19 protein-coding genes and 1 tRNA gene are annotated in these 20123 nt (G+C 52.7%); 15 read left to right on the plus strand and 5 right to left on the minus strand.

Annotated elements, in window-relative coordinates:
• Positions 1 to 2: 2 nt before the first annotated feature.
• Both AB1483_10205 and AB1483_10210 read left to right on the plus strand, forming a co-directional pair.
• Entirely contained in the window at positions 3 to 992 is a 990-nt protein-coding gene (locus AB1483_10205; GenBank protein ID MEW6412830.1) for a DUF1028 domain-containing protein, read from the plus strand.
• Between the two features lie 65 nt (positions 993 to 1057).
• A complete protein-coding gene (locus AB1483_10210) occupies positions 1058 to 1606 on the plus strand; it encodes a murein L,D-transpeptidase catalytic domain-containing protein (GenBank protein ID MEW6412831.1) in 549 nt (182 codons plus the stop codon).
• A gap of 52 nt (positions 1607 to 1658) precedes the next feature.
• Here the strand turns inward: AB1483_10210 and AB1483_10215 are convergent, their stop codons facing one another.
• The 5 genes from AB1483_10215 to AB1483_10235 form a co-directional block, all read right to left on the minus strand.
• Entirely contained in the window at positions 1659 to 2150 is a 492-nt protein-coding gene (locus AB1483_10215; GenBank protein ID MEW6412832.1) for a hypothetical protein, read from the minus strand.
• Between the two features lie 105 nt (positions 2151 to 2255).
• Positions 2256 to 3650: a radical SAM protein gene (locus AB1483_10220; protein MEW6412833.1), complete on the minus strand. Its 1395-nt coding sequence runs from the start codon at positions 3648 to 3650 to the stop codon at positions 2256 to 2258.
• A 259-nt stretch (positions 3651 to 3909) separates the two neighbouring features.
• Positions 3910 to 4899: a DNA-processing protein DprA gene (locus AB1483_10225; GenBank protein ID MEW6412834.1), complete on the minus strand. Its 990-nt coding sequence runs from the start codon at positions 4897 to 4899 to the stop codon at positions 3910 to 3912.
• A gap of 1 nt (position 4900) precedes the next feature.
• Positions 4901 to 5491 carry a hypothetical protein gene (locus AB1483_10230; GenBank protein MEW6412835.1) on the minus strand — a complete coding sequence of 197 codons (591 nt, stop codon included), beginning with the start codon at positions 5489 to 5491 and terminating at the stop codon, positions 4901 to 4903.
• A 90-nt stretch (positions 5492 to 5581) separates the two neighbouring features.
• A tRNA-Arg gene (locus AB1483_10235) sits at positions 5582 to 5653 on the minus strand.
• A gap of 440 nt (positions 5654 to 6093) precedes the next feature.
• On the opposite strand from AB1483_10235, the gene AB1483_10240 reads away from it, so the two are divergent.
• From AB1483_10240 to AB1483_10300, 13 genes are all read left to right on the plus strand, one after another.
• Positions 6094 to 7812, plus strand: a complete 1719-nt coding sequence (locus AB1483_10240; GenBank protein ID MEW6412836.1) for a proline--tRNA ligase — start codon at positions 6094 to 6096, stop codon at positions 7810 to 7812.
• Between the two features lie 87 nt (positions 7813 to 7899).
• Entirely contained in the window at positions 7900 to 8346 is a 447-nt protein-coding gene (gene rimP, locus AB1483_10245) for a ribosome maturation factor RimP (GenBank protein MEW6412837.1), read from the plus strand.
• A 14-nt stretch (positions 8347 to 8360) separates the two neighbouring features.
• On the plus strand, positions 8361 to 9812 hold the full coding sequence (gene nusA / locus AB1483_10250) for a transcription termination factor NusA (protein MEW6412838.1): 1452 nt from the start codon (positions 8361 to 8363) through the stop codon (positions 9810 to 9812).
• 58 nt (positions 9813 to 9870) lie between these two features.
• The gene (gene infB / locus AB1483_10255; protein MEW6412839.1) at positions 9871 to 12078 is read left to right on the plus strand and encodes a translation initiation factor IF-2; all 2208 of its coding nucleotides are present in this window, start codon (positions 9871 to 9873) and stop codon (positions 12076 to 12078) included.
• A 7-nt stretch (positions 12079 to 12085) separates the two neighbouring features.
• Complete coding sequence (locus AB1483_10260; GenBank protein ID MEW6412840.1) at positions 12086 to 12367, plus strand: DUF503 domain-containing protein; 282 nt, start codon at positions 12086 to 12088, stop codon at positions 12365 to 12367.
• A 1-nt stretch (position 12368) separates the two neighbouring features.
• Positions 12369 to 12725, plus strand: a complete 357-nt coding sequence (rbfA, locus tag AB1483_10265; GenBank protein MEW6412841.1) for a 30S ribosome-binding factor RbfA — start codon at positions 12369 to 12371, stop codon at positions 12723 to 12725.
• Positions 12697 to 13719, plus strand: coding sequence for a bifunctional oligoribonuclease/PAP phosphatase NrnA (locus AB1483_10270; protein MEW6412842.1), 1023 nt, complete (start codon positions 12697 to 12699; stop codon positions 13717 to 13719). The genes rbfA and AB1483_10270 overlap by 29 nt, the downstream gene beginning before the upstream one ends.
• Positions 13706 to 14662: a tRNA pseudouridine(55) synthase TruB gene (truB, locus tag AB1483_10275; GenBank protein ID MEW6412843.1), complete on the plus strand. Its 957-nt coding sequence runs from the start codon at positions 13706 to 13708 to the stop codon at positions 14660 to 14662. The genes AB1483_10270 and truB overlap by 14 nt, the downstream gene beginning before the upstream one ends.
• A gap of 2 nt (positions 14663 to 14664) precedes the next feature.
• Entirely contained in the window at positions 14665 to 15642 is a 978-nt protein-coding gene (locus tag AB1483_10280) for a bifunctional riboflavin kinase/FAD synthetase (protein ID MEW6412844.1), read from the plus strand.
• Positions 15602 to 15871, plus strand: a complete 270-nt coding sequence (gene rpsO, locus AB1483_10285) for a 30S ribosomal protein S15 (protein MEW6412845.1) — start codon at positions 15602 to 15604, stop codon at positions 15869 to 15871. The genes AB1483_10280 and rpsO overlap by 41 nt, the downstream gene beginning before the upstream one ends.
• A gap of 17 nt (positions 15872 to 15888) precedes the next feature.
• Positions 15889 to 18009 (plus strand): polyribonucleotide nucleotidyltransferase, encoded by a 2121-nt coding sequence (locus AB1483_10290; GenBank protein ID MEW6412846.1) that lies wholly within the window; start codon positions 15889 to 15891, stop codon positions 18007 to 18009.
• 50 nt (positions 18010 to 18059) lie between these two features.
• Positions 18060 to 19289 (plus strand): pitrilysin family protein, encoded by a 1230-nt coding sequence (locus AB1483_10295; protein ID MEW6412847.1) that lies wholly within the window; start codon positions 18060 to 18062, stop codon positions 19287 to 19289.
• The gene (locus AB1483_10300; GenBank protein ID MEW6412848.1) at positions 19279 to 20076 is read left to right on the plus strand and encodes a polysaccharide deacetylase family protein; all 798 of its coding nucleotides are present in this window, start codon (positions 19279 to 19281) and stop codon (positions 20074 to 20076) included. The genes AB1483_10295 and AB1483_10300 overlap by 11 nt, the downstream gene beginning before the upstream one ends.
• The last annotated feature ends 47 nt before the right edge of the window (positions 20077 to 20123 follow it).

Genomic DNA, 20123 nt, shown 5'->3' on the forward strand with positions numbered 1-20123 from the left:
TTATGCCCAAAACATTGAGCTTATTGTTGATAATCGTCCTATTTGCGGGCGGAGTATGCGCCGGAGATAACGATGTGGTAACGCCGCTTCATCCGGTAAATACCTACTCGATAGTGGCGTACGATTCGACCACCGGGCAGTTCGGGGCGGCGGTGCAGTCGCACTGGTTCAAGGTCGGCGATGTTATCTGGCTGGAGCCGGGGGTGGGGGCGGTAGCGACCCAGTCACTGGTGGAATTTTCCTACGGTCCCCTCGGACTGGAAATGATGAAAAACGGCAAGTCGGCCAAACAGGCTCTCAAGGGCCTGCTTGCCTCAGACCCGCAGAATGCCGTCAGGCAGGTGGCCATGATCGATGCTAATGGAGTTATTGCGACACACACCGGCGACAAGTGTATCGCCGAAGCAGGGCACAAAATTGGCGGGAACTACTCCGTGCAGGCTAACCTGATGGAGAAAAACACCGTCTGGGATGCTATGGCAAGAGCATTCGAAACAACCGAGGGAGACCTTGCTGACAAAATGATGGCCGCGCTTGAAGCCGCTCAGGCTGAGGGGGGAGACATTCGCGGGAAACAGTCGGCGGCAATGGTTGTCGTCAGCGGCGAGCCGACCGGACGCCCCTGGGTGGACCGGCTGGTTGATATTCGGGTCGATGATTCACCGGAGCCGCTAAAAGAACTTCGCCGACTTTTGAACATTACGCGCGCCTATGATCACATGAACAAAGGCGACGAGTATATCGCCGTTAATGATTTCGACAACGCCAACAAAGAATACGCTAAGGCCGCTGAGATGGCTCCCGGTAACGCTGAGATCATGTTCTGGCATGCGGCCACCCTCGTGACGGCCGGTGAGTTGGAAAGGTCCCTGCCGCTGTTTAAGAAGGTCTTCGCGATGGATGAAAACTGGCGCATCCTCGTGCCTCGTTTGGTGAAGGCGGACCTTCTTCCGAACGATGATACTATAATCTCAAAAATACTGGCGCAGTGAAATTATCGACAGATACATTGTAGGCGTTTGATTAATCAAACGCCTACAGCCAGAAAATGATGAATATGAGAGCACGCACCTATTTTATCCTGGCTGTCCTGGCGTTTTTGGCCGCAGTCGTGTACATCATCTGGTTGCCTTCCGAGGTCGATAATGAATTGTTGAAAACGGTTGAACAACTCCATAAGCGGCATGGTGCTGATATCGCAAAAGATGACTATCGCGTAATAGTAGATTACAGTCTGCCTATCTACAGCAAAAGGCTCTGGGTAATCGACGCGAAAACTGGTGACGTCGTTATACATTCGCACGTTTCTCACGCATGGAAATCCGGGTTTCTGTTTGCCACGGACCTGTCAAATGAGGTCAACTCGGAAAAGTCGTGTGGCGGAGCCTTCGTCACTGATAAGGCGTACAACGGTGATTTTGGAAACGCCATGCGTATAAAGGGTCTTGATGCCGGTATAAACGACAATGCTTACAGCCGCGCCATAGTTTTTCACGAATCATTCTGGCCATGGAGTAGAGGTTGCTTTATGACGCTGCCATCGACGAACAGAAAGCTGATAGACCTGACCGGCGGAGGCGCCTTGTTATACGTTAATGGCCGGTGACGATTATGTTATCGAACCTATGAGTCAACACGCAACGACATTGTAAAACATTTCAGAACGACCAGTTGACAATAGGGAAGACCGGGAACTGACCGCCCTGCTTGATTATGTTCACCAACCCGATCTGAAGTCCTTTCATAGTAACGGCATAGTTGACAAGCCCCAGCTGCAGACCGTTACACTTGTACGCGTAGTTCACGAACCCCCACTGGAAGCCCTCAAAATTGCGCCTGGTAATATTGATAAAGTTGTCCTGGAAGCCCAGGAAGTCCTCTTCAACCACACCCACCAGTCCGAATTGCCATCCTTTGGTCAGACCGGAGGTAGTGTGGTTCACCAGCCCGAAATCAACACCGCTGACCCAGGCATTTTTGCCATAGATGAGATTGAATCGCACGCCGCCGATTGAATAATCCTCGGGGAAAATCTGCACCGGATTGAACAAAGCCAACTGGATCGGTCGCTTCTCAGCAAAACTCGTAGCGGGCATCAACGAGAGCATTACGAAAAGAAGACTGGCCAGCATGAGACATCTCTTAATCATGTTTGCCTCCTATATGACAGGTGTATATTATTGCTGCGGATTTATACTCAAGATGAATCCCTGAAGGCAGACCGTCAAGCTCAAAAACCTGGCCTATCCGAAGCCCTAACTCGCCCGGCTCGACATCTGCCGGAAGAGTCGATGTGAGCGCCTCGCGCAGCGAAAGAGATCGACTATCCCCGGCAAAATACGCACCAGCGGTTTGGCGCGCAGAGGCGATACCACCGGACGAATCCGCACGGCTCTTCCAGCCGACATGGCCTTGCGATGAAGCCGGCTGTAGAAAGTGTAGAACTCATCCAGCGACAGTGTGGTCGGAAGTACCGGGTGAGCAAGGTCGTAAAGGCGCGTGTCCGTATAGGTTAACTGGTCGCGAACTTCTTCGTAGAATGGTGTGCCGGGAAAGGGAGTTAACACCGTAAATTCGAAATAGAATATCTTCATGCGGTCCATATAGCGAAGGATATCCTCAAAATCCCTTTCTTTGAAATCCGGCCTGACAATAAACGCGCCCAGCGGGTCAACCTTGTTCGCGTGCAGAATTTCAACCGCGCGGGTGTTGATATCCACCGAGCCTTTCTTGTGAAGTTGCTTCATCTCTATGTCGCTGACAGTCTCGAGTCCGATAAAGACTTTCTTTAGTCCGATTGATGCCCACTTTTCGACAATATCGGGTCGGTTGACAATGCTGTCTGCCCGGCTGAGCATGTAGTACTCTTTTTTGATCTTGAACTGTTCAATCAGGCGGGCAATCTCCGACGCATGCCGGGGATCGAAAAAGAAATTGTCATCGCCAAAATAAACATACTTCTCATTGATCTCGGATAGCTCTCTGAGCACCAGATGGGGCGAGCGACGCAGGACCCGTCGCCCCGTCAGCACGGGGCAGGGGCAGAAGCTGCATCCGTGGGGACAGCCAATCGACGACACCATCAGCGCCACTTTCTCCCAAACGAGGTGGCAGTATTTGGAGCGATACCGTGCAGTGAGGTCACGACGCGGCATCGGCAGGTCATTGAGGTTGGTCCGTTGCGTGTTGCGTTTTGTATAGCGCAACCCGCGATCCGTGCGGAAAGCAAGATCAGAAATATCGCCGAAGGGAGAATTGGACTCAAATGCTCTGACCACCTGCTGGAAGGATTGGTGCGAATGGCCGAGCGCGATTATATCCACCGAGGGATCATCGAAATCATCCGGCACGAGGGTAGCGTGCGGCCCTCCGACAATAGTCAAAATCTGTTGATTCATTTCTTTGATAATGCGAAGGATCTCAATTATTCGTGTCGCGTGGATTACCGTGCCCGTGATTCCGACAATATCGGGAGCGAATTTCTCGATGACCGTTTTCCATCGGCGGTCGGTTTTCATATCGATGATTATGACATCCTGTTCGGGAATCATGGCCGCCAGGTATTCCATCTGAAGGGGTTCTATGTTGATAAGTCTTCCGGGGATAATGCTCAGCGGGTCAACATCGGGATATATGAGCATGACCTTCATCGTTCTCACCTCCGTTTTCGGGCCGGCTGGATGCTTCGGCCCGATTTGGTTTTAGCTGCCCGATGTTAGTGCAATGCCGGTGCCGGCGGCGGTGATGTTATTTACTCTTGAGAGGGGGTTGTGACACAAGGAGATAGACCTCCAACACAAACTCACATTCGAACTTTACGTGGATAGCGCCTATGCGCGCAGGTAAGGAGATAGCCAGCTTGCGGAGGAGAAGACAAAGTAACTTAGAAGTACTGTGATGAGGAGAGCATCAGCCGCCGTGTGAATCACGAAATAACGATAATTGAGTTTCTGAATCCTTGCTCCTATGGATTCGATCCGATGAGACGTTCGTGGCCAGATATTTCGAAATCGCATTAGCGGCAGTTTCCATTTCAACAACGATCCCGCCCGTTTCTATTAGAGAAGCGTTTCCTTGTGGCTGGGGACCAAACTGCGCGTGATCCAACACAAATACCGGTATACCCATCCGCCTCGCAACTTTAGCGGTATCATAAGTACCACTCATCTTGCCATTGGAGTCGCGTTCGGGACCGGCTTCAATCACAAGAACTGCGGTCGACAGAGCGCATATCAGTCTATTTCTGGCAAAGGCGTTTCCCGGGTGCCATTTATCATCGGGAGAAAATTGAGAGAGCGCCAGTACGTTGCTGTCCCAGTTAAACTCTTCAAGGGGCGGTTTTGTGGTCAACTGCAGAATGCCGTGGCTGAGAGCAAGCGTTGTCGTCCCCCCAGCCTCCAAGGCGCCAAGATGCGCTGCTGTATCAACGCCCTTGGCGTAGCCCGACACGATATTGAATCCCTCTCCCGCGAGGTCATAGGCGATTTTCGATGTTATCTCGAGTGTTTGGTCAGTGGCCGCTCTCGATCCCACCACCGCGATGCTTCTGGCTGAAAGCAGTTTGTTACACCCCCGTGCAAACAAAACTGGGGATACCCCAAACTTGTCACAATAGACAAGAAGCTGTTGGGCGTACTGGTCAACTCCGGGATAAATCAACTTCACGCCGAGTTCCTGCAGTCCGTTCCAGCGTGCTTGGAATTCGTCCTCGTGGTCCGCAATTGGATGTTCTCGGAGGATTCGTGCAACCTCCGGGAGCCGCATCAACTCGTCAATTTGCGCGTCCGGCGGAAGCTCGCGCAGATTGTAACCTTCTACGGCAGTCGCGATTTTGAGCAAAGTCTTGGGTCCAACACCAGGGGTATTGAATAGACTATACCAGAAAAGCGCTCGGTCCATATTATCTCTTAATCCGGGTTTTAGTAAGTGCTAGTACAAATACGCGTGAAACCCTGCCTTTGGCAAGGATTACCTTCGTCGCCCACGCGAGCGTTTCTCCGGAGCGGTATAGGTCATCCAACAACAGGATGCACCTTCCTTCGAAGCGCAGGTCTCTAACCGTGAACGCCCCCGCTAATTGCGTGGACCGGCTGTGGCGATCTTCGATATCTTTGAGGGGTGACGTCTTTTTTACTTTGACCAAATAATCTGACGGTGAATCCAAACCCAGAATCTTGCCTGTCTCGTTTGCGATTGCCAGTACCGGTTGAAACCTTCTTGATGTGTCAGAAGGTGGAATGGGGACGATTGCGGATATCTGATCCGACAGCTCTACGTCGTCTCTTATAAACGCGGCGACAGTCCTCGCTATCGGCAGCAAAGGCTTCCTATCACCGCAATATTTGAGTCGGTAAAGGGCTTCTCCCAACTCGGTTCGCTTTGTGGTAAAAGTGCCGTTATCATGTCTTCGGCTCGATATTGTGTGCCTATCGAGAGTCCAGCCAAGATGCCAGATGCCGCCCAGGCGGTTTGGCTTGATGGAGATATTCAATGTCCCCTCCTCTTTAGCGCGTACGGTTATGCGTATTGTCTCGAGTAACCGCCTGAGAAGCAATTTTACCCCGTAGTGATGGTTAAAAAATACCCCCGCCAGGAATCGAACCTGGATTACCGGCTCCGGAGGCCGATGCGTTATCCGTTACACCACGGGGGCACAAACTGCGCTTGCTCTATATTCGTAAGGATCCCACCGTCCGCCATCGGCGGATGGGGTACCCGTCGAGTCGTTGCGATCCCATAGCAAGCTATGGGGCACCCGAACACTCCTGCCCTGCCTAATCGCGGGACCCTCCCGCAACAGGACGACCCATTAATACGGCAAAGAGCCTATAAAAGCAATAACTTATTGAGGGTACATGATGAAGATGGACCCCTGCGTTCGCAGGGGTGACTTGAGGGGGCGTTCGCAGGGGTGACCTAGGGGGGCGAAAGGGCGCTGTCAGGCGAGGACGCCTTACAGCACCGATTGACTGCCAGTCAACATGATTTTAGGTTGCTTTACGCCATAAAATGGCTATTTTTATCAATTACTTTCGCTGCGGGCGAAGTAGAAAAATCCGATTATAACTTCTTGACCGATAAAGGAAAGCAGACATGCGCTGGACCAAAACATACATACCGACTTTAAGACAGAAGCAAACCGAGGCAGAACTGATCTCCCACCAGCTCCTGCTCAGAGGCGGTTATATCCGAAAACTCGCTTCCGGAATCTATCTGTATCTGCCGCTGATGCAGCGCGTGATTGAAAAATTCTCCAATATTGTCCGCGAAGAAATGAACGCCAAAGGCGCAATCGAAATCCACATGTCGGTCCTCTGCCCGGCGGAAATCTGGCAGGAAACTGGACGCTACCACACGGTCGGCAAAGAGCAAATGCGCATGAAAGACCGCCACGACCACGAGTTTGTCATGTGCGGAACTCACGAAGAGACCGTTACGACCCTTATCAAGGGAGAAGTCAAAAGTTACCGTCAGCTCCCCATGAACCTCTACCAGATTCAGGTCAAGTTCCGCGATGAAATCCGCCCGCGCTTCGGCCTGATGCGCGGCCGTGAGTTTATCATGAAAGACGCGTACACGTTCGATGCCACCGAAGAGTCATTCGACGAGTCCTACGGCAAGATGGTTGACGCCTATTTCGCTATCTTCAAGCGGGCAGGTCTGGATGTCGTCAAAGTTCAGTCGGACACCGGTGCGATGGGCGGCAAAGCGGCTCATGAGTTTATGCTGCTGGTCGACACCAACGCCGGGGAAGAGGTAATCCTGATCTGCGACAAGTGCGGCTACGCCGCCAACCGCGAAAAGGCAACATTTACAAATACTTACAAGCAGGAAGGTGAAGTAATATTTCTACCAACGGAAGTTGTCGATACTCCCGGCGCGGCGACGATTGAAGAAGTAACAGCGTTCTTGAAAGTCGATGCTAAGCGGCTCGTCAAGACATTGCTATACATGGCCGATGGCAAGCCGGTAGCGGCGATGGTGCGCGGTGATCGCGATGTAAACGAAATCAAGCTCAAAAACGCTGTCGGGGCAATCGAGCTCGAGTTGGCCACCCCGGCCCAGATTGAAGATATCACCGGCGCGCCGGTCGGGTTTGCCGGACCAGTCGGTCTGAGAAACGTCCAAACCATAGTCGACCCGATGGTGGCCGAATTGAAGAACTTCATCGTTGGGGCCAATGCCAACGAAAAGCATATTCTCAATGTCAACATTGGCCGGGATTTCAAGCCTGCCCGGTTGGTGGATATCACCGTGGCCCGCGGCGGCGACCGCTGCCCGAATTGCAGCGGCACGCTCGTCGAAAAAAGTGGAATCGAGGTCGGCAATACGTTTATGCTCGGGACCAAGTATTCGGAGTCGCTGGGAGCCAAATTTCTCGATGCCGAAGGAAAAGAGCATCCGATAATCATGGGCTCCTATGGTATCGGCATCACCCGTACGCCACAGGCGGCCCTGGAGAAATATTTCGACGACAAGGGGATTATCTGGCCCAAGAATATCGCCCCTTATCTTGTTGAGATTATTCCTCTTAGCATGGAAAATCAGGCTCAGGTCGAGACCGCCGAAAAGCTCTACCAAGAGCTTACAGAGGCCGGTTTTGATGTCTTGATGGACGACCGTGACGAGCGTCCGGGTGTGAAATTCAACGATGCTGACTTAATCGGGCTTCCTATACGTATAACTATTGGCGATAAGTCGTTGAAGGATGGTAAAATAGAACTTAAGGCCCGGGCCGAGGCCGAAGTTAAGCTGATTGAGGTGGAAAATGTTCTGCAGGCGGTCAAGGAAATGGCACAAAGGCTTAACTGATAATAATTTTGTTGCTTCGGCAGATCCTTTTCAATATATTTGTTAGCTTGAGTGGGCCTACGCCCACTCTTTAATTTATGGAAGCTAATGCCGGACGAACTGAAAGACAAAATCGTCGCTCTAATTGAGCAACCCCTTTTGGATGAGGGGTGCGAGTTGGCCGATGTTGCTTTGTCGAGATACAAAAACAAAGCCACGCTTCGTCTGTTCGTGTATTCCGCCGGAGGAGTCAATATTGACGAATGCGCCCGGCTGTCTCGCATCTTGGGCGACATCATCGACGGAACCGATTACTTCAAGTCCGGTTATACTTTAGAGGTGTCATCGCCCGGGTTGGATCGTCCGCTGAAGACGGCGAAAGATTTCCGCTACCGAGTGGGCGAAAAAGTGACAATCGAGTTTGTGGACCGTAAGAAAAAGAAACTTACGGCCGAGATAAAGGGCGCCTCCGATGAAGAGGTGCAGTTTGATGGTGAGGCCGGTGAATTCAGTGTCAAGCTGGCCGAAATAGAAAAAGCTAAAATAATCTTTTAAAGGCGAGGATATAAATGGCGTTTGATATGATCGAGGCAATGACCCTTATCGCCCGAGAGAAAAATATCGAGTTCGACGCCGTGCTGGAAACGTTGAAGGGAAGCCTTTTGGCCGCGGCCAAAAAGAGATACGCCTACACGGATAATATCAGCTTCAAGTTCGACCGCAAAAACAATGAGTTGCTGATGATGATCACCAAGAAGGTGGTCAAGAAAGTGGAGGACCCCAACATCGAAATCTCCCTGAAGGAAGCAAAGGAGATTGACCCGGAGGCGGAAATCGATGATGAGATCGATGAATATATCGATTACGAAACCGAGTTCGGACGCAACGCGATTCTGACAGCCAAGCAGATTCTTATACAGAAAGTGCGAGAAGCCGAACGCGACCGAATTTACGAAGAATATATCGATAAGGTCGGCACCCTGGGGTCGGGCGTCGTCCAGCAGATCGATAAGGGCAACGTGATTGTCAATCTGGGACGCGGCGAAGGTATACTTCCGGTAAAGGAACAAATCCCGCGCGAGAAATTCCGTCAGGGCGACCGCGTGCGCGCTTTTATACTCGATGTCCAGAAGTCGCTTAAGGGTCCGCAGGTGATCCTGTCGCGCGTGAACAACGAGTTCCTGCGTGCCCTGTTCGCGCTGGAAGTCCCGGAGATTTACGAAAAGGTTATCGAAATCAAGGCTATCGCCCGCGAACCCGGGGAAAGAGCCAAAATAGCGGTCTATTCATCCGATGACCGCATCGACCCGGTAGGCGCTTGCGTCGGTATCAAGGGTGTCCGCGTGCAGTCAATCGTGCGCGAGCTTAACAACGAGCGCATCGATATTGTCCCGTTCTCGTCCAATCCGGAAATTTTTGTCACGCGTGCGTTGGCTCCCGCCAAGGTCGTTCACATCGAAGTATTCGATGCCGAGACCAAAATGACCGTGGCGGTTGAAGACGAAAAGCTTTCGCTGGCTATCGGCCGCAACGGGCAAAACGCCCGCCTGGCTTCCAAGCTGACCGGCTGGAAAGTCAATATCATGTCCGAAACCGAGTACAACGATAGCAAACGCAGGGAAGCCGAACTGCTGGTGCCGGTGGGACAGCTCGATGGCGTTGGTGCCAAGATGTCAGAGCGTCTGGCCGACGCCGATATCGGCTCGGTGCAGCGCCTGGCCAACACCTCGATCGAGACCCTGCTCAAAATAGAAGGTCTCGGACAGAAATCCGCCGAGAAACTTCTGGAGAAGGCTAAGGCCTTCGTGGCCCAACTCGAAGCCGACTACGAGCGCAAGCAGAAAGAAAAAGCCCGCCAGGGGAAAGACGAGCGCAAGGAAGAACAGAAATTGACGGCCGAGGATGTCTTCACGGAAGACGATGAATTTGTCAGCGAAGAAGACGAGGTCAAAGAAGCGACAGCTCCGGACCTCGAGGAAGTAGAAGAAGAAAACGACGAAGAGAAAAAAGAGTCGGAATAATTGTTCGAACACCGCTTTGGACGTTACGAAGACGGAAACGCGAGGAGGTGAGTTCTAGATGGCAACCAAGAGAATATATGAGTTGGCGAAAGAGTACAAAGTATCGTCGAATGCTATGCTTGCCATTCTGCGTGAACTCAACTTCCAGCCGAAATCACACATGTCGGTGGCCGCCGATGATATGATTAAGGCTATTGAGTCGAAGTTTGCCGAGCAGAAGCAGGCCGCCAAGATGGAAATGGAACACAAGGAGCAGATCAAGGCGGCGGTTCGCAAGAAAACGACGATAGGAAATGTTGAGATATCTGACGGCAAGTCCCCGATAGCGGGAATTGTCCGCAAGATAGAGAAAAAACAGCGCAAGAAAGACCGGCGCAAAAAGAAAGGCCGCAAGGTCGTGGACCAGGCCGAAGTGGCCCGGAGTTTCAAATCGACCATGGCCGGTCTCGCCGGCGCCAAAGGCAAAAAGAAATACAAACGTACTCCTCAGGGTCAGCATATCGAGGTCGAGGATGATACCAATGTCATCGAGGTCAATGAGTTCATCTCGGTAGCGGAACTGGCCAAGCAACTCGATGTAAAACCGGCCGAGATAATCACCAAGCTGTTTCAGATGGGCATGATGGCGACTATTAACCAGCGTCTGGATATGGATACCATCGAAATGGTCGCCAGCGAGTACGGTTTCGAAGTCGCCCAGGTCGCCGAGGTCGGCGAGTATGCTATGGAAGTCGAGCACGAGGAACAGCTCGCCAAGCGCGCTCCGGTCGTGACCGTGATGGGACATGTCGACCACGGTAAAACATCACTACTGGACTATATCCGCAAGACGAGTGTCGTCGACGATGAAGCGGGCGCCATTACCCAGCATATAGGCGCTTACGAGGTCGACCACCAGGGCGATCGCATCGTGTTCGTGGATACGCCCGGTCACGAGGCGTTTACCGCCATGCGCGCCCGTGGCGCCCAGATAACCGATATCGTGGTCCTTGTGGTGGCGGCTGACGATGGGGTGCGCCCGCAGACTATTGAGGCTATCGACCACGCCCGCGCGGCGCAGGTGCCGATAATCGTTGCCGTCAACAAGGTCGATAAGCCGGCTGCCAACCCTGACAATGTGCGTTCCGAACTTTCCAAGCTCAATCTCATACCCGAAGAATGGGGCGGGAAGACAATCATGGTCGATGTTTCCGCCAAGAAGGGCACCAATATCGAGAGATTGCTGGAGATGATTCTGCTGCAGGCGGAAATGATGGATCTCAAGGCTGACCCCACTATCCGTGCTCAGGGTGTCGTGGTTGACGCTCGCCTGGAACGCGGTATGGGACCGGTTATTACCGTTCTCAATCAGAAAGGGACCTGCGAGATTGGCGATTCAATCGTAGCCGGCACGCAGTGCGGCCGTATCAGGACAATCACCAACGATCGTGATCAGCGTCTGCAGGAGATAGGTCCGTCGACGCCGGCTCGAATCACCGGTCTGAGCGGCGTGCCACAGGCGGGCGATTCGTTTATCGCCGTTCGAAACGACCAGGAAGCCCGCGAAATCGTCGTGAAGCGCGGCCAGATCAGGCGTGAACAGGAAGCGCGACGCACTCTCGGGCGGTTGTCACTCGATAAGGTCTTCGACCGCATCAAGGAAGGACAGATCAAAGAACTGCGCCTGATCATCAAGGGCGACGTGGATGGTTCGGTGGAGGTGCTGACCGATACCTTGGGCAAGATTGCCACCGATGAAGTGAAAACGACCATCATCCACGCCAGCGTTGGAGCCGTCTCGGAATCGGATGTGCTGCTGGCCGCGGCCTCCGATGCCGTCATTATCGGCTTCCATGTCTCCGTCGAAAGCCGGGCACGAGAGCTCGCCAAGAACGAAAAAGTAGACATACGCCTGTATGAGATAATATATGAGGCCGAGGACAATATCAAGAAAGCCCTCGAAGGCATGCTCAGTCCGGAACTCAGTGAGAAATTCGTCGGCCTGGCCGAGGTACGGGACGTATTCAAGATTCCGAAAGTAGGGGCTGTCGCCGGCTGTTATGTCAAGGAAGGCCGCTTCAACCGCAAGGACAAGGTTCGCCTGGTTCGCGACGGGAAGATTATCTTCACCGGTAACATGCTTTCTCTGAAGCGATTTAAGGATGATGCCCGCGAGGTCAAAGAAGGCTTCGAGTGCGGAATTGGACTGGAGAACTTTAACGATATCAAGGTGGGCGACTTGATCGAGGCTATCGAGATCGTCGAGACAGCCCGTACCTTAAGTTAGAGAAACATTGGTTACGATCATATTGACAGTTCATCTCAACATCCCGGGTATCATGTCGCTCAAAGAAAAAAGGCGGATTCTTAAGTCCCTTATGACCAGACTCCGTAACGACTTCAATATCTCCGTGGCAGAGGTCGGTGATAACGACATCCTCAGGTCGGCGAAGATCGGGGCCGCCGTTGTCTCCAACAGCCGGAGATTCGGCCATGAGGTCGCATCCAAGGTCATGAACCGAATCGAGGCCTCCCCCGACGTGCTGGTGTTGGACTTTAGCACGGAAGAGTATTGATATGAAACAATACAAAAGATCAAGTCGCGTGGGCGAGCAGATGCTCAGAGATATATCGAAACTGATGGGAACCGAGTTCGCCGCCGGCGCTCCGGCTATGATTACCGTCACGCACGTGAAGGTCACTGATGACCTCCGCTACGCTACGGTTTATTACTCCTGCCTCGGGCAGGATGAGCAGCGGGACAAAACTGCCGGGTTTCTTGAAAAGGAAAAGAAAAAGATCAGGCAGGCCGTAGGCCGCAACCTGCAACTGCGTCATGTGCCGGAGTTGACCTTTAAGTTCGATCCTTCCATCGAAGAAGGTATCAAAATAGAACAACTGCTGAATGAGATCAAAACTGAACGACAAGAATAGAACAATATCCACCGATAGTCGCCCGCCCCTGGCCGAAATCATGGCTATCCTCAATGACAGCCGAAAGGTTCTGGTGGCATCGCATATCGATCCCGATGGTGACGCTCTGGGAACTCAGCTCGCCGTCGCGGAGTTTGTCCGGAGCCTCGGTAAGGATGTGTCCCTGGTGAGGGATAACGACATCCCGCACAAATACCGCTTCCTTAACGGTGTAAACGACATTCCCCCGGTCGATCATTACCGCGGTAACGAGCTTTTCGACACCGCCGTCATTCTCGAATGCCCGTCGGTTACCAGGATAGGTCGCGCCAGCAGGTTTCTTAACGACACAAAAATAATCAATATTGACCACCATCTGGACAACAGCGAATTCGGCGATGTCAACTGGTTGAACGTTAAAGCATCTTCGGTAGGGGAGATGGTATACGAATTGTTCCAGTTGGCCGGCCTTACCATCGCCCCGCCGGTTGCCGAGCAGCTCTACACGGCCGTCATGACTGACACCGGACGGTTTCGTTATCGTTCCACTTCGCCAAGGACCATGGAGATTGCGGGCAAATTGATTGAGGCCGGAGCGGACCCGCAGAAGATTTGCGACGAGGTTTACTATAACGTCCTTCCATCAACGATGAAACTGATCGGAAAGGTGCTCAACGGAATCGAGTTTCACCACCATGGACGCATCTGCCTGCTTACACTTACCCAAGATATGCTCCGGGCGGCCGAAGCTCATGAGTCGGAGTCAGATGGACTGGTGGATTACACTCTGTTTAATTGCGGTGTGATCGCCGGGGCATTGCTGAAAGAGATTGGTGCCAATACGACCAGGGTGTCGTTTCGCTCCAAGGATGGAATCGATGTGTCTGCGATCGCCTCTCGCTACGGCGGTGGCGGGCACTTCAATGCTTCGGGTTGCACCATGCACATGTCTGTGGAGGATACCAGACTGGAATTGATCAAGCTGCTCAGCGAGGCAATAGATGACCTTGGTTGACCGCAACATCAGCGGCTTTATGCTTCTGGACAAGCCATCGGGGATATCCAGCCATGACGCTGTCCAGCAGGTGCGTAAGATAACGCGTCAGCGGCGGGTCGGTCACACCGGCACGCTCGATCCGCTGGCGACGGGGCTGATGATTCTATGCCTCGGCAGCGCCACCAAAGCGGCCCGCTTCGTTTCGGATATGGACAAAACCTACGATGCTGAAATCTGCCTGGGCCGAACATCCGAAACATTCGATGCCGAAGGAGTTGACAGCGACCAGCCTGAGGCAGAGATACCCCAGATGTCAAAGGAACAGCTTTCTGCTGTTCTCGCTGAATTCGTCGGCCCGCAGGTGCAGACCGTGCCGTATTATTCCGCTGTTAGCGTTGAAGGTCGAAGGTTGTACGATTTGGCACGTAAGGGAGAGGAAGATATCGAGTTGCCGAAACGAGAAGTAGAAATAAAAACTCTCGAACTGAACAGCTATGAAACACCGCACATCAGGGCAACAGTAAGCTGCTCTAAGGGCACCTATGTTCGCGCCCTCGCTCACGATATCGGACAGCGACTTGGCTGTGGCGCTTATCTTTCGGGGCTGCGTCGCGTTGCCATCGGACGATTAAGCGTGAGTAGTGCTTTGACGATGGAGGATATTACTCGATACGCCGATGATGGCTCTTTTGGAGAGCATGTGCTCGCCTATGACAAAGTATTCGATTATGGGGCCTTTAAAGTCACCGATGAGTTCGGGCAGAAAGTTGTTTCCGGGGTGGAACTCCGCTACGAAAATGTGACCGGCGTTGACGGCCAGTTCAAGAAAGGTGATAAGGTGTTCATCCGCAGCAACGCGGGCAAAGTGCTGGCAATCGGAACCGCCGAAATGTCGGCTCTCGAAGCGACGGAGCACAAGAATGACTCCAGGCTTTTCAAGTATTTGAGGGTACTGAATTGAGCGTGACTTTCGTAAAGGGCCTGGAGCATTACAGGAAGACCGAGGGGCGTTGCGCGGCTGTCACTATCGGCACGTTCGACGGCATCCATCGCGGACACCAGGAAATTTTCAAAACGCTGGGCGAGGTGGGTAAGGGGATTGACTGTGACCCCGTTTTGGTGACCTTTAACCCGCATCCCAGAGTAGTCGTCACTCCGGAAGAGATACCGCTGCTTCTGACGACGATCAAAGAGAAAGAGAAATTCATTCCGTCGTTTTTTAAGGGGACGGTGCTTGTTTTGGAGTTTAATGAGAAGCTCAAAGAGATGTCAGCTGATGATTTCGTCAAGAGTATCCTGATTGATCGGTTGGGAGCCAGAAAGGTGATTGTCGGGTACGACCACGCTTTCGGAAAGAACCGAAGCGGCAGTATCGACAATCTCAGAGCCCTCGGCGAGCAGTATGGGTTCGAAGTACAGGTGGTTGAGCCGGTGATGTACGGCGGCAAGCCGATATCATCATCGCGCATAAGGGCCGCCCTTCGCGACAACGATTATGTCGGCGCCATAGAGATGCTCGGGCATCATTATGGCATTTATGGTGTCGTTGAGCGCGGCATCGGGCTGGGACGTCGCCTGGGCTATCCGACCGCGAACCTTCGCTACAGCGGCCGCAAACTGCTGCCGAGCGACGGCGTCTACTCGTGTTGGGCCGAGGTTGGCGGCGAGTGCAAGCCCGGGATGATGTTTATTGGGACGAATTACTTCAACCCGCAACAGCGCCTTTCGGTCGAAGCCAACCTGTTCGACTTTGATCGCGATATTTACGAGGAAGAAATGATGCTCTATCCGAGCGAATATTTGCGGAGCAACCGCAGATTCGATTCGACCGAGAAGCTCAAAGAGCAACTGAAATTGGATAAACAGAATGTTTTAAGTATACTTGAAAAGGAGAGAAAGGATGACAACGAGCAAAGAGCGCAAAGCTCAAATCGTTTCTGAACACCGTCTGCACGACAGCGATACCGGTTCGCCGGAGGTTCAGATCGCACTATTAACGGAGCGCATCAATTATTTGACCGCTCACATGCAGGAACACAAAAAGGATTTTCACACGCGTCTGGGATTGCTCAAACTGGTGGGACAGCGTCGCCGACTGCTCGACTATCTCAAGGACCGCGACATCGTCAGTTACCGACAAGTGATTTCCGAGCTCGGCATACGCCGCTAAGAAAGCAGGTCTAATCTATGTCTTATAAGGTTGAGTTTGAACTCGGTGGTCGTACTATGGTCATTGAGACCGGCAAGCTGGCCAAGCAGGCCAACGGCGCCGTAACCGTCAGATACGGCGATTCAATGATCTTGGCCACCGTCTGCGCGGAAACCGAACCAAAAGAAGGGTTTGATTTTTTCCCTCTCACGGTCGAGTATCGCGAGAAATCGTACGCGGCGGGTAAAATTCCCGGCGGCTTTTTCAAACGCGAGGGACGACCGTCTGAAAAAGAAATCCTCTCGGCCCGGATTATCGATCGTACCATCCGGCCGCTGTTCCCCGATGATTTCAGAGGGGAGACACAATGTATCGCCTACGTGGTCTCGCACGATCAACAGAATGACACCGATATCATGGGCCTGAACGGAACATCGGCGGCCATCGCCGTCTCGGATATTCCCATGCAGAAGACCGTGGCCGGTGTTCGGGTGGGGCGCATAAATGGACAACTCGTCGCCAACCCGACAATCGAACAGCTCGAGAGCAGCGACATCTATATCACCATGTCCGGCTCCAGGGATGCCATCACCATGGTTGAGGGCGGCGGTCGGGAAATTCCCGAGGACCAGCTTATTGATGCTCTTATGTTCGGTCACGACCAGATAAGGATGATTGTCGACAAGATCGAAGAGTTGAAGGCGCAGTGCGGTAGGCCGAAGTTCGAGTACACGCCGGTTGCCAAAGATGAGACCCTGGTAGCCAAAGTTAAGGAAATGCTGGGCGATAAACTTGACCGGTTTAACCGAATCGCTGTCAAGGAGGAGCGAAACGAACAGAAAAAGAAACTCGCGGCCGAAATAGTGGAAGCTCTCGCCGAAGAGTTTGACGACAGCGAAAAGGATATCAAAGAGATAATCCACGATGTCGATTCTGCCACCATGAGAGCCATGATCGTCAACGAGGACAGGCGTATCGACGGTCGCGGTCCGGACGATATCCGTGATCTATCCAGTGAAGTGGGTGTCCTGCCGCGTGCCCACGGTTCAGCGTTGTTCACGCGAGGACAGACCCAGGCTTTGGTTGCGGTCACGCTCGGCACCAAGATCGATGAGCAACGGCTCGATGAACTAGAAGGTGAGTCCACCAAGAGCTATATGCTGCACTACAATTTCCCGCCGTTTTCTACGGGCGAAACCAAGCCCATCAGGGGGACAAGCCGGCGTGAGATCGGTCACGGCGCATTAGCCGAACGGGCGCTCTTCCCGGTTATTCCCGCTGAAGACGGTTTCCCGTACACCATCCGCATCGTGTCGGACATCCTGGAGTCCAACGGCTCCTCGTCGATGGCCTCAGTTTGCGGCGGCTCGCTCTCACTGATGGATGCCGGCGTACCGATTAAATCCGCTGTCGGCGGCATCGCTATGGGTCTTATCAAGCAGGATGAGAAAGTGATTATCCTTACCGATATCCTCGGCGATGAAGATCATTTCGGCGATATGGACTTCAAGGTCACCGGCACCGCTGAAGGCGTCACCGCCATTCAGATGGATATCAAAATCACCGGTCTGGATATCGAGATCATGCGCCAGGCCCTTGACAAGGCCAGAATCGCACGCTTGAAAATCATCGAGCATATGACCACGACCCTCCCGACCCATCGCGCGCAGCTCTCCGACTATGCCCCGAGAATAATAACCATCAAGATTCCGGTCTCCAAGATCGGAGAGGTGATTGGCCCCGGAGGCAAGATGATCCGCGCTATTATCGAAGAAACCGGCGCCAAGATCGATATCGAAGACGATGGCACGGTGCTGATTGCGTCTGTTGATGGTGAGGCCGGTCGTCGCGCCAAAGAGAGAATCGAAGCCCTGGTCGAAGAAGCTGAGATCGGCAAGACCTACGATGGCGTGGTTCGCCGTATCACCAATTTCGGCGCCTTCGTCGAAATAATTCCGGGCACCGATGGACTGGTTCACATCTCGGAACTTGATGTCGGTCGGGTTAACAGAGTCGAGGACGTCTGCAAAGTCGGAGACCGCATGCAAGTCAAGGTCATCGATATCGACGGTGACGGCAAGGTGCGGCTTTCCCGGAAGGCTTTGCTGACGGGCGGCTCCGATAATAACCGCAATTCTCAGAGGTCGAGACAACGTTAATGACCACACGTTCCACTACAGCCGGAGGCGGACTGTATCGGAAAACGACATTGAAGAACGGATTGAGGGTAATAACCGAGAGGATACCCTCAGTTCGTTCTATTTCATTGGGAGTCTGGGCCGATGTTGGTTCGCGCAATGAATCTAAAGCCGAAAACGGCCTGAGTCATCTCATCGAACACATGGTGTTCAAAGGCACTAAGAATCGAACGGCCAAAGAGATTGCCTCCTCGCTTGAATCTATCGGCGGTTCCCTCAACGCTTTTACCTCCAAAGAACAGACCTGTTTCACTGCCCGTATTCTCGATGAACATCTGGATATCGGCGTGGATGTTCTCGCCGACCTTGCCTGCCACGCCAGGTTCACCCCGCATAATTTGGCACGCGAGAAACAGGTGGTTTACGAGGAGATCAAGGAAAGCAAAGACACACCATCGGATTACATCCACGATATCTTCGCCGAGGCCTACTGGGGCGACCATCCCTTGGGCCGTCCGATACTCGGAGAAGTCGAGACTCTCGCCCCGGTGCGAAGGTCGGCAATTATGGGATATCTGCACAAAAACTACCGCGCCGGTTCGGTGGTTATAGCTGCCGCCGGCTCGGTTTCTCATGATAAGCTGGTACGGTTGGTAAAAGAGAAGTTCGATTTTCCCAATGGCTCGGCTCAGGCGTATGAGACCGCAAAAAGGTCGACCGATCGAACTGTCGTCGCTCAGCCCGATGATAACCAGCAGATTCACATTTGTCTGGGTTTCCCCAGTGTTAAATATGACGCCAGGGAAAAGATGGCGGTTCTCGCTCTTCAGTCATATCTCGGTGGCGGGATGTCTTCGGTCCTCTTCCAGAAGATCAGGGAAGAAAAAGGACTGGCATACACCGTGTACACTTTCAATGAATTCTATCGCGACGCCGGACAGTTCGGCGCATACATGAGTGCTGACAAAAAGAATCTGGCGGCGTGCATTCAGATAACCCTCAAAGAACTCACTCGCACGACGAGGAAACGCCTGGATACAAAACAGCTCGACCAGATTAAAGCGCAGCTCAAAGGTCAGTTGACTCTCGGCATGGAGTCAACCTACAGCCGAATGAATCGACTTGCCCGTCAGGAATTAATGCTGGGAAGTTATATACCCGTCAGGAAATCTCTGAGAGAAATCGACCGCGTAACCCCTCAGCAGGTACTCGAACAGGCCAACAAGACTTTCGACAACTCGCAAATAGCCATAGCTGTACTCGGGATTGAAGATAAGAGTGCTATTGAGAATGCCCTCTGATTCTGAAACAGACAATGAAGAGCGTACGATAATACGCCATGAACCAACTCTGGCGTTTCACAAAATAATGCCGGGTTTCAGCTACGGCTCGACCAATTTCTCACCGCGCAGACTGGACAGGCTCCTGCATTTTCTCATCCATAACGGTTTTCGCTTCGATGACAACAACGGGGGAGAAGCGGGGAGCACCTTCGTAAGACTGACGTTCGATGACGGTTACAGCCATCTCTCTGAATTCCTCCCACCACTCATCGACAAGTACGGTTTAAGGCCGATTGTTTTTGTCCCCACGGCTTACATAGGCAAGAGCAACAAATGGGACTACAGCTTTATCTTCCGGGATACCCCGCACCTGGACACAAATGCCATAAGAGAGTTGGCTCAAATGGGTGTCACCTTCGGCAGTCACGGCCACAGTCATCGGCCCCTAACTTCCCTTACCGACGCAAAACTAAAGGAGGAACTGTCATCCTCAAAAGCAGTCCTTGAAGATGCATTACAGGTAGCGGTCGAAAGTATAAGCTACCCGTTCGGGCGCTTCAATCGGAGGGTTATTGACACCGCCTGCGAGTCCGGCTACAACAGTGGCTACACCATGAATTTCCCCACAGAAAATGACAGTCAGATGGCAGAGGGCAGGTTCGCGGTGTATTTTTATGACACTCCCTTTACGGTTCGTCAAAAGCTAGGCTGTGGGGGGCTTTATCGCCTGGAGCAGGTCAAAGCCAACATTAGCAATCGGCTCTCATATGGTACCGGGCTGTATCGGTTTTTGAGTCGACAGTAAGGTCACATCGTGTCAGAGGGCATAAAATCTTGCGTTTTTGTCTATTT

The organism is Candidatus Zixiibacteriota bacterium, from assembly GCA_040756055.1.
Lineage (GTDB): Bacteria > Zixibacteria > MSB-5A5 > GN15 > FEB-12.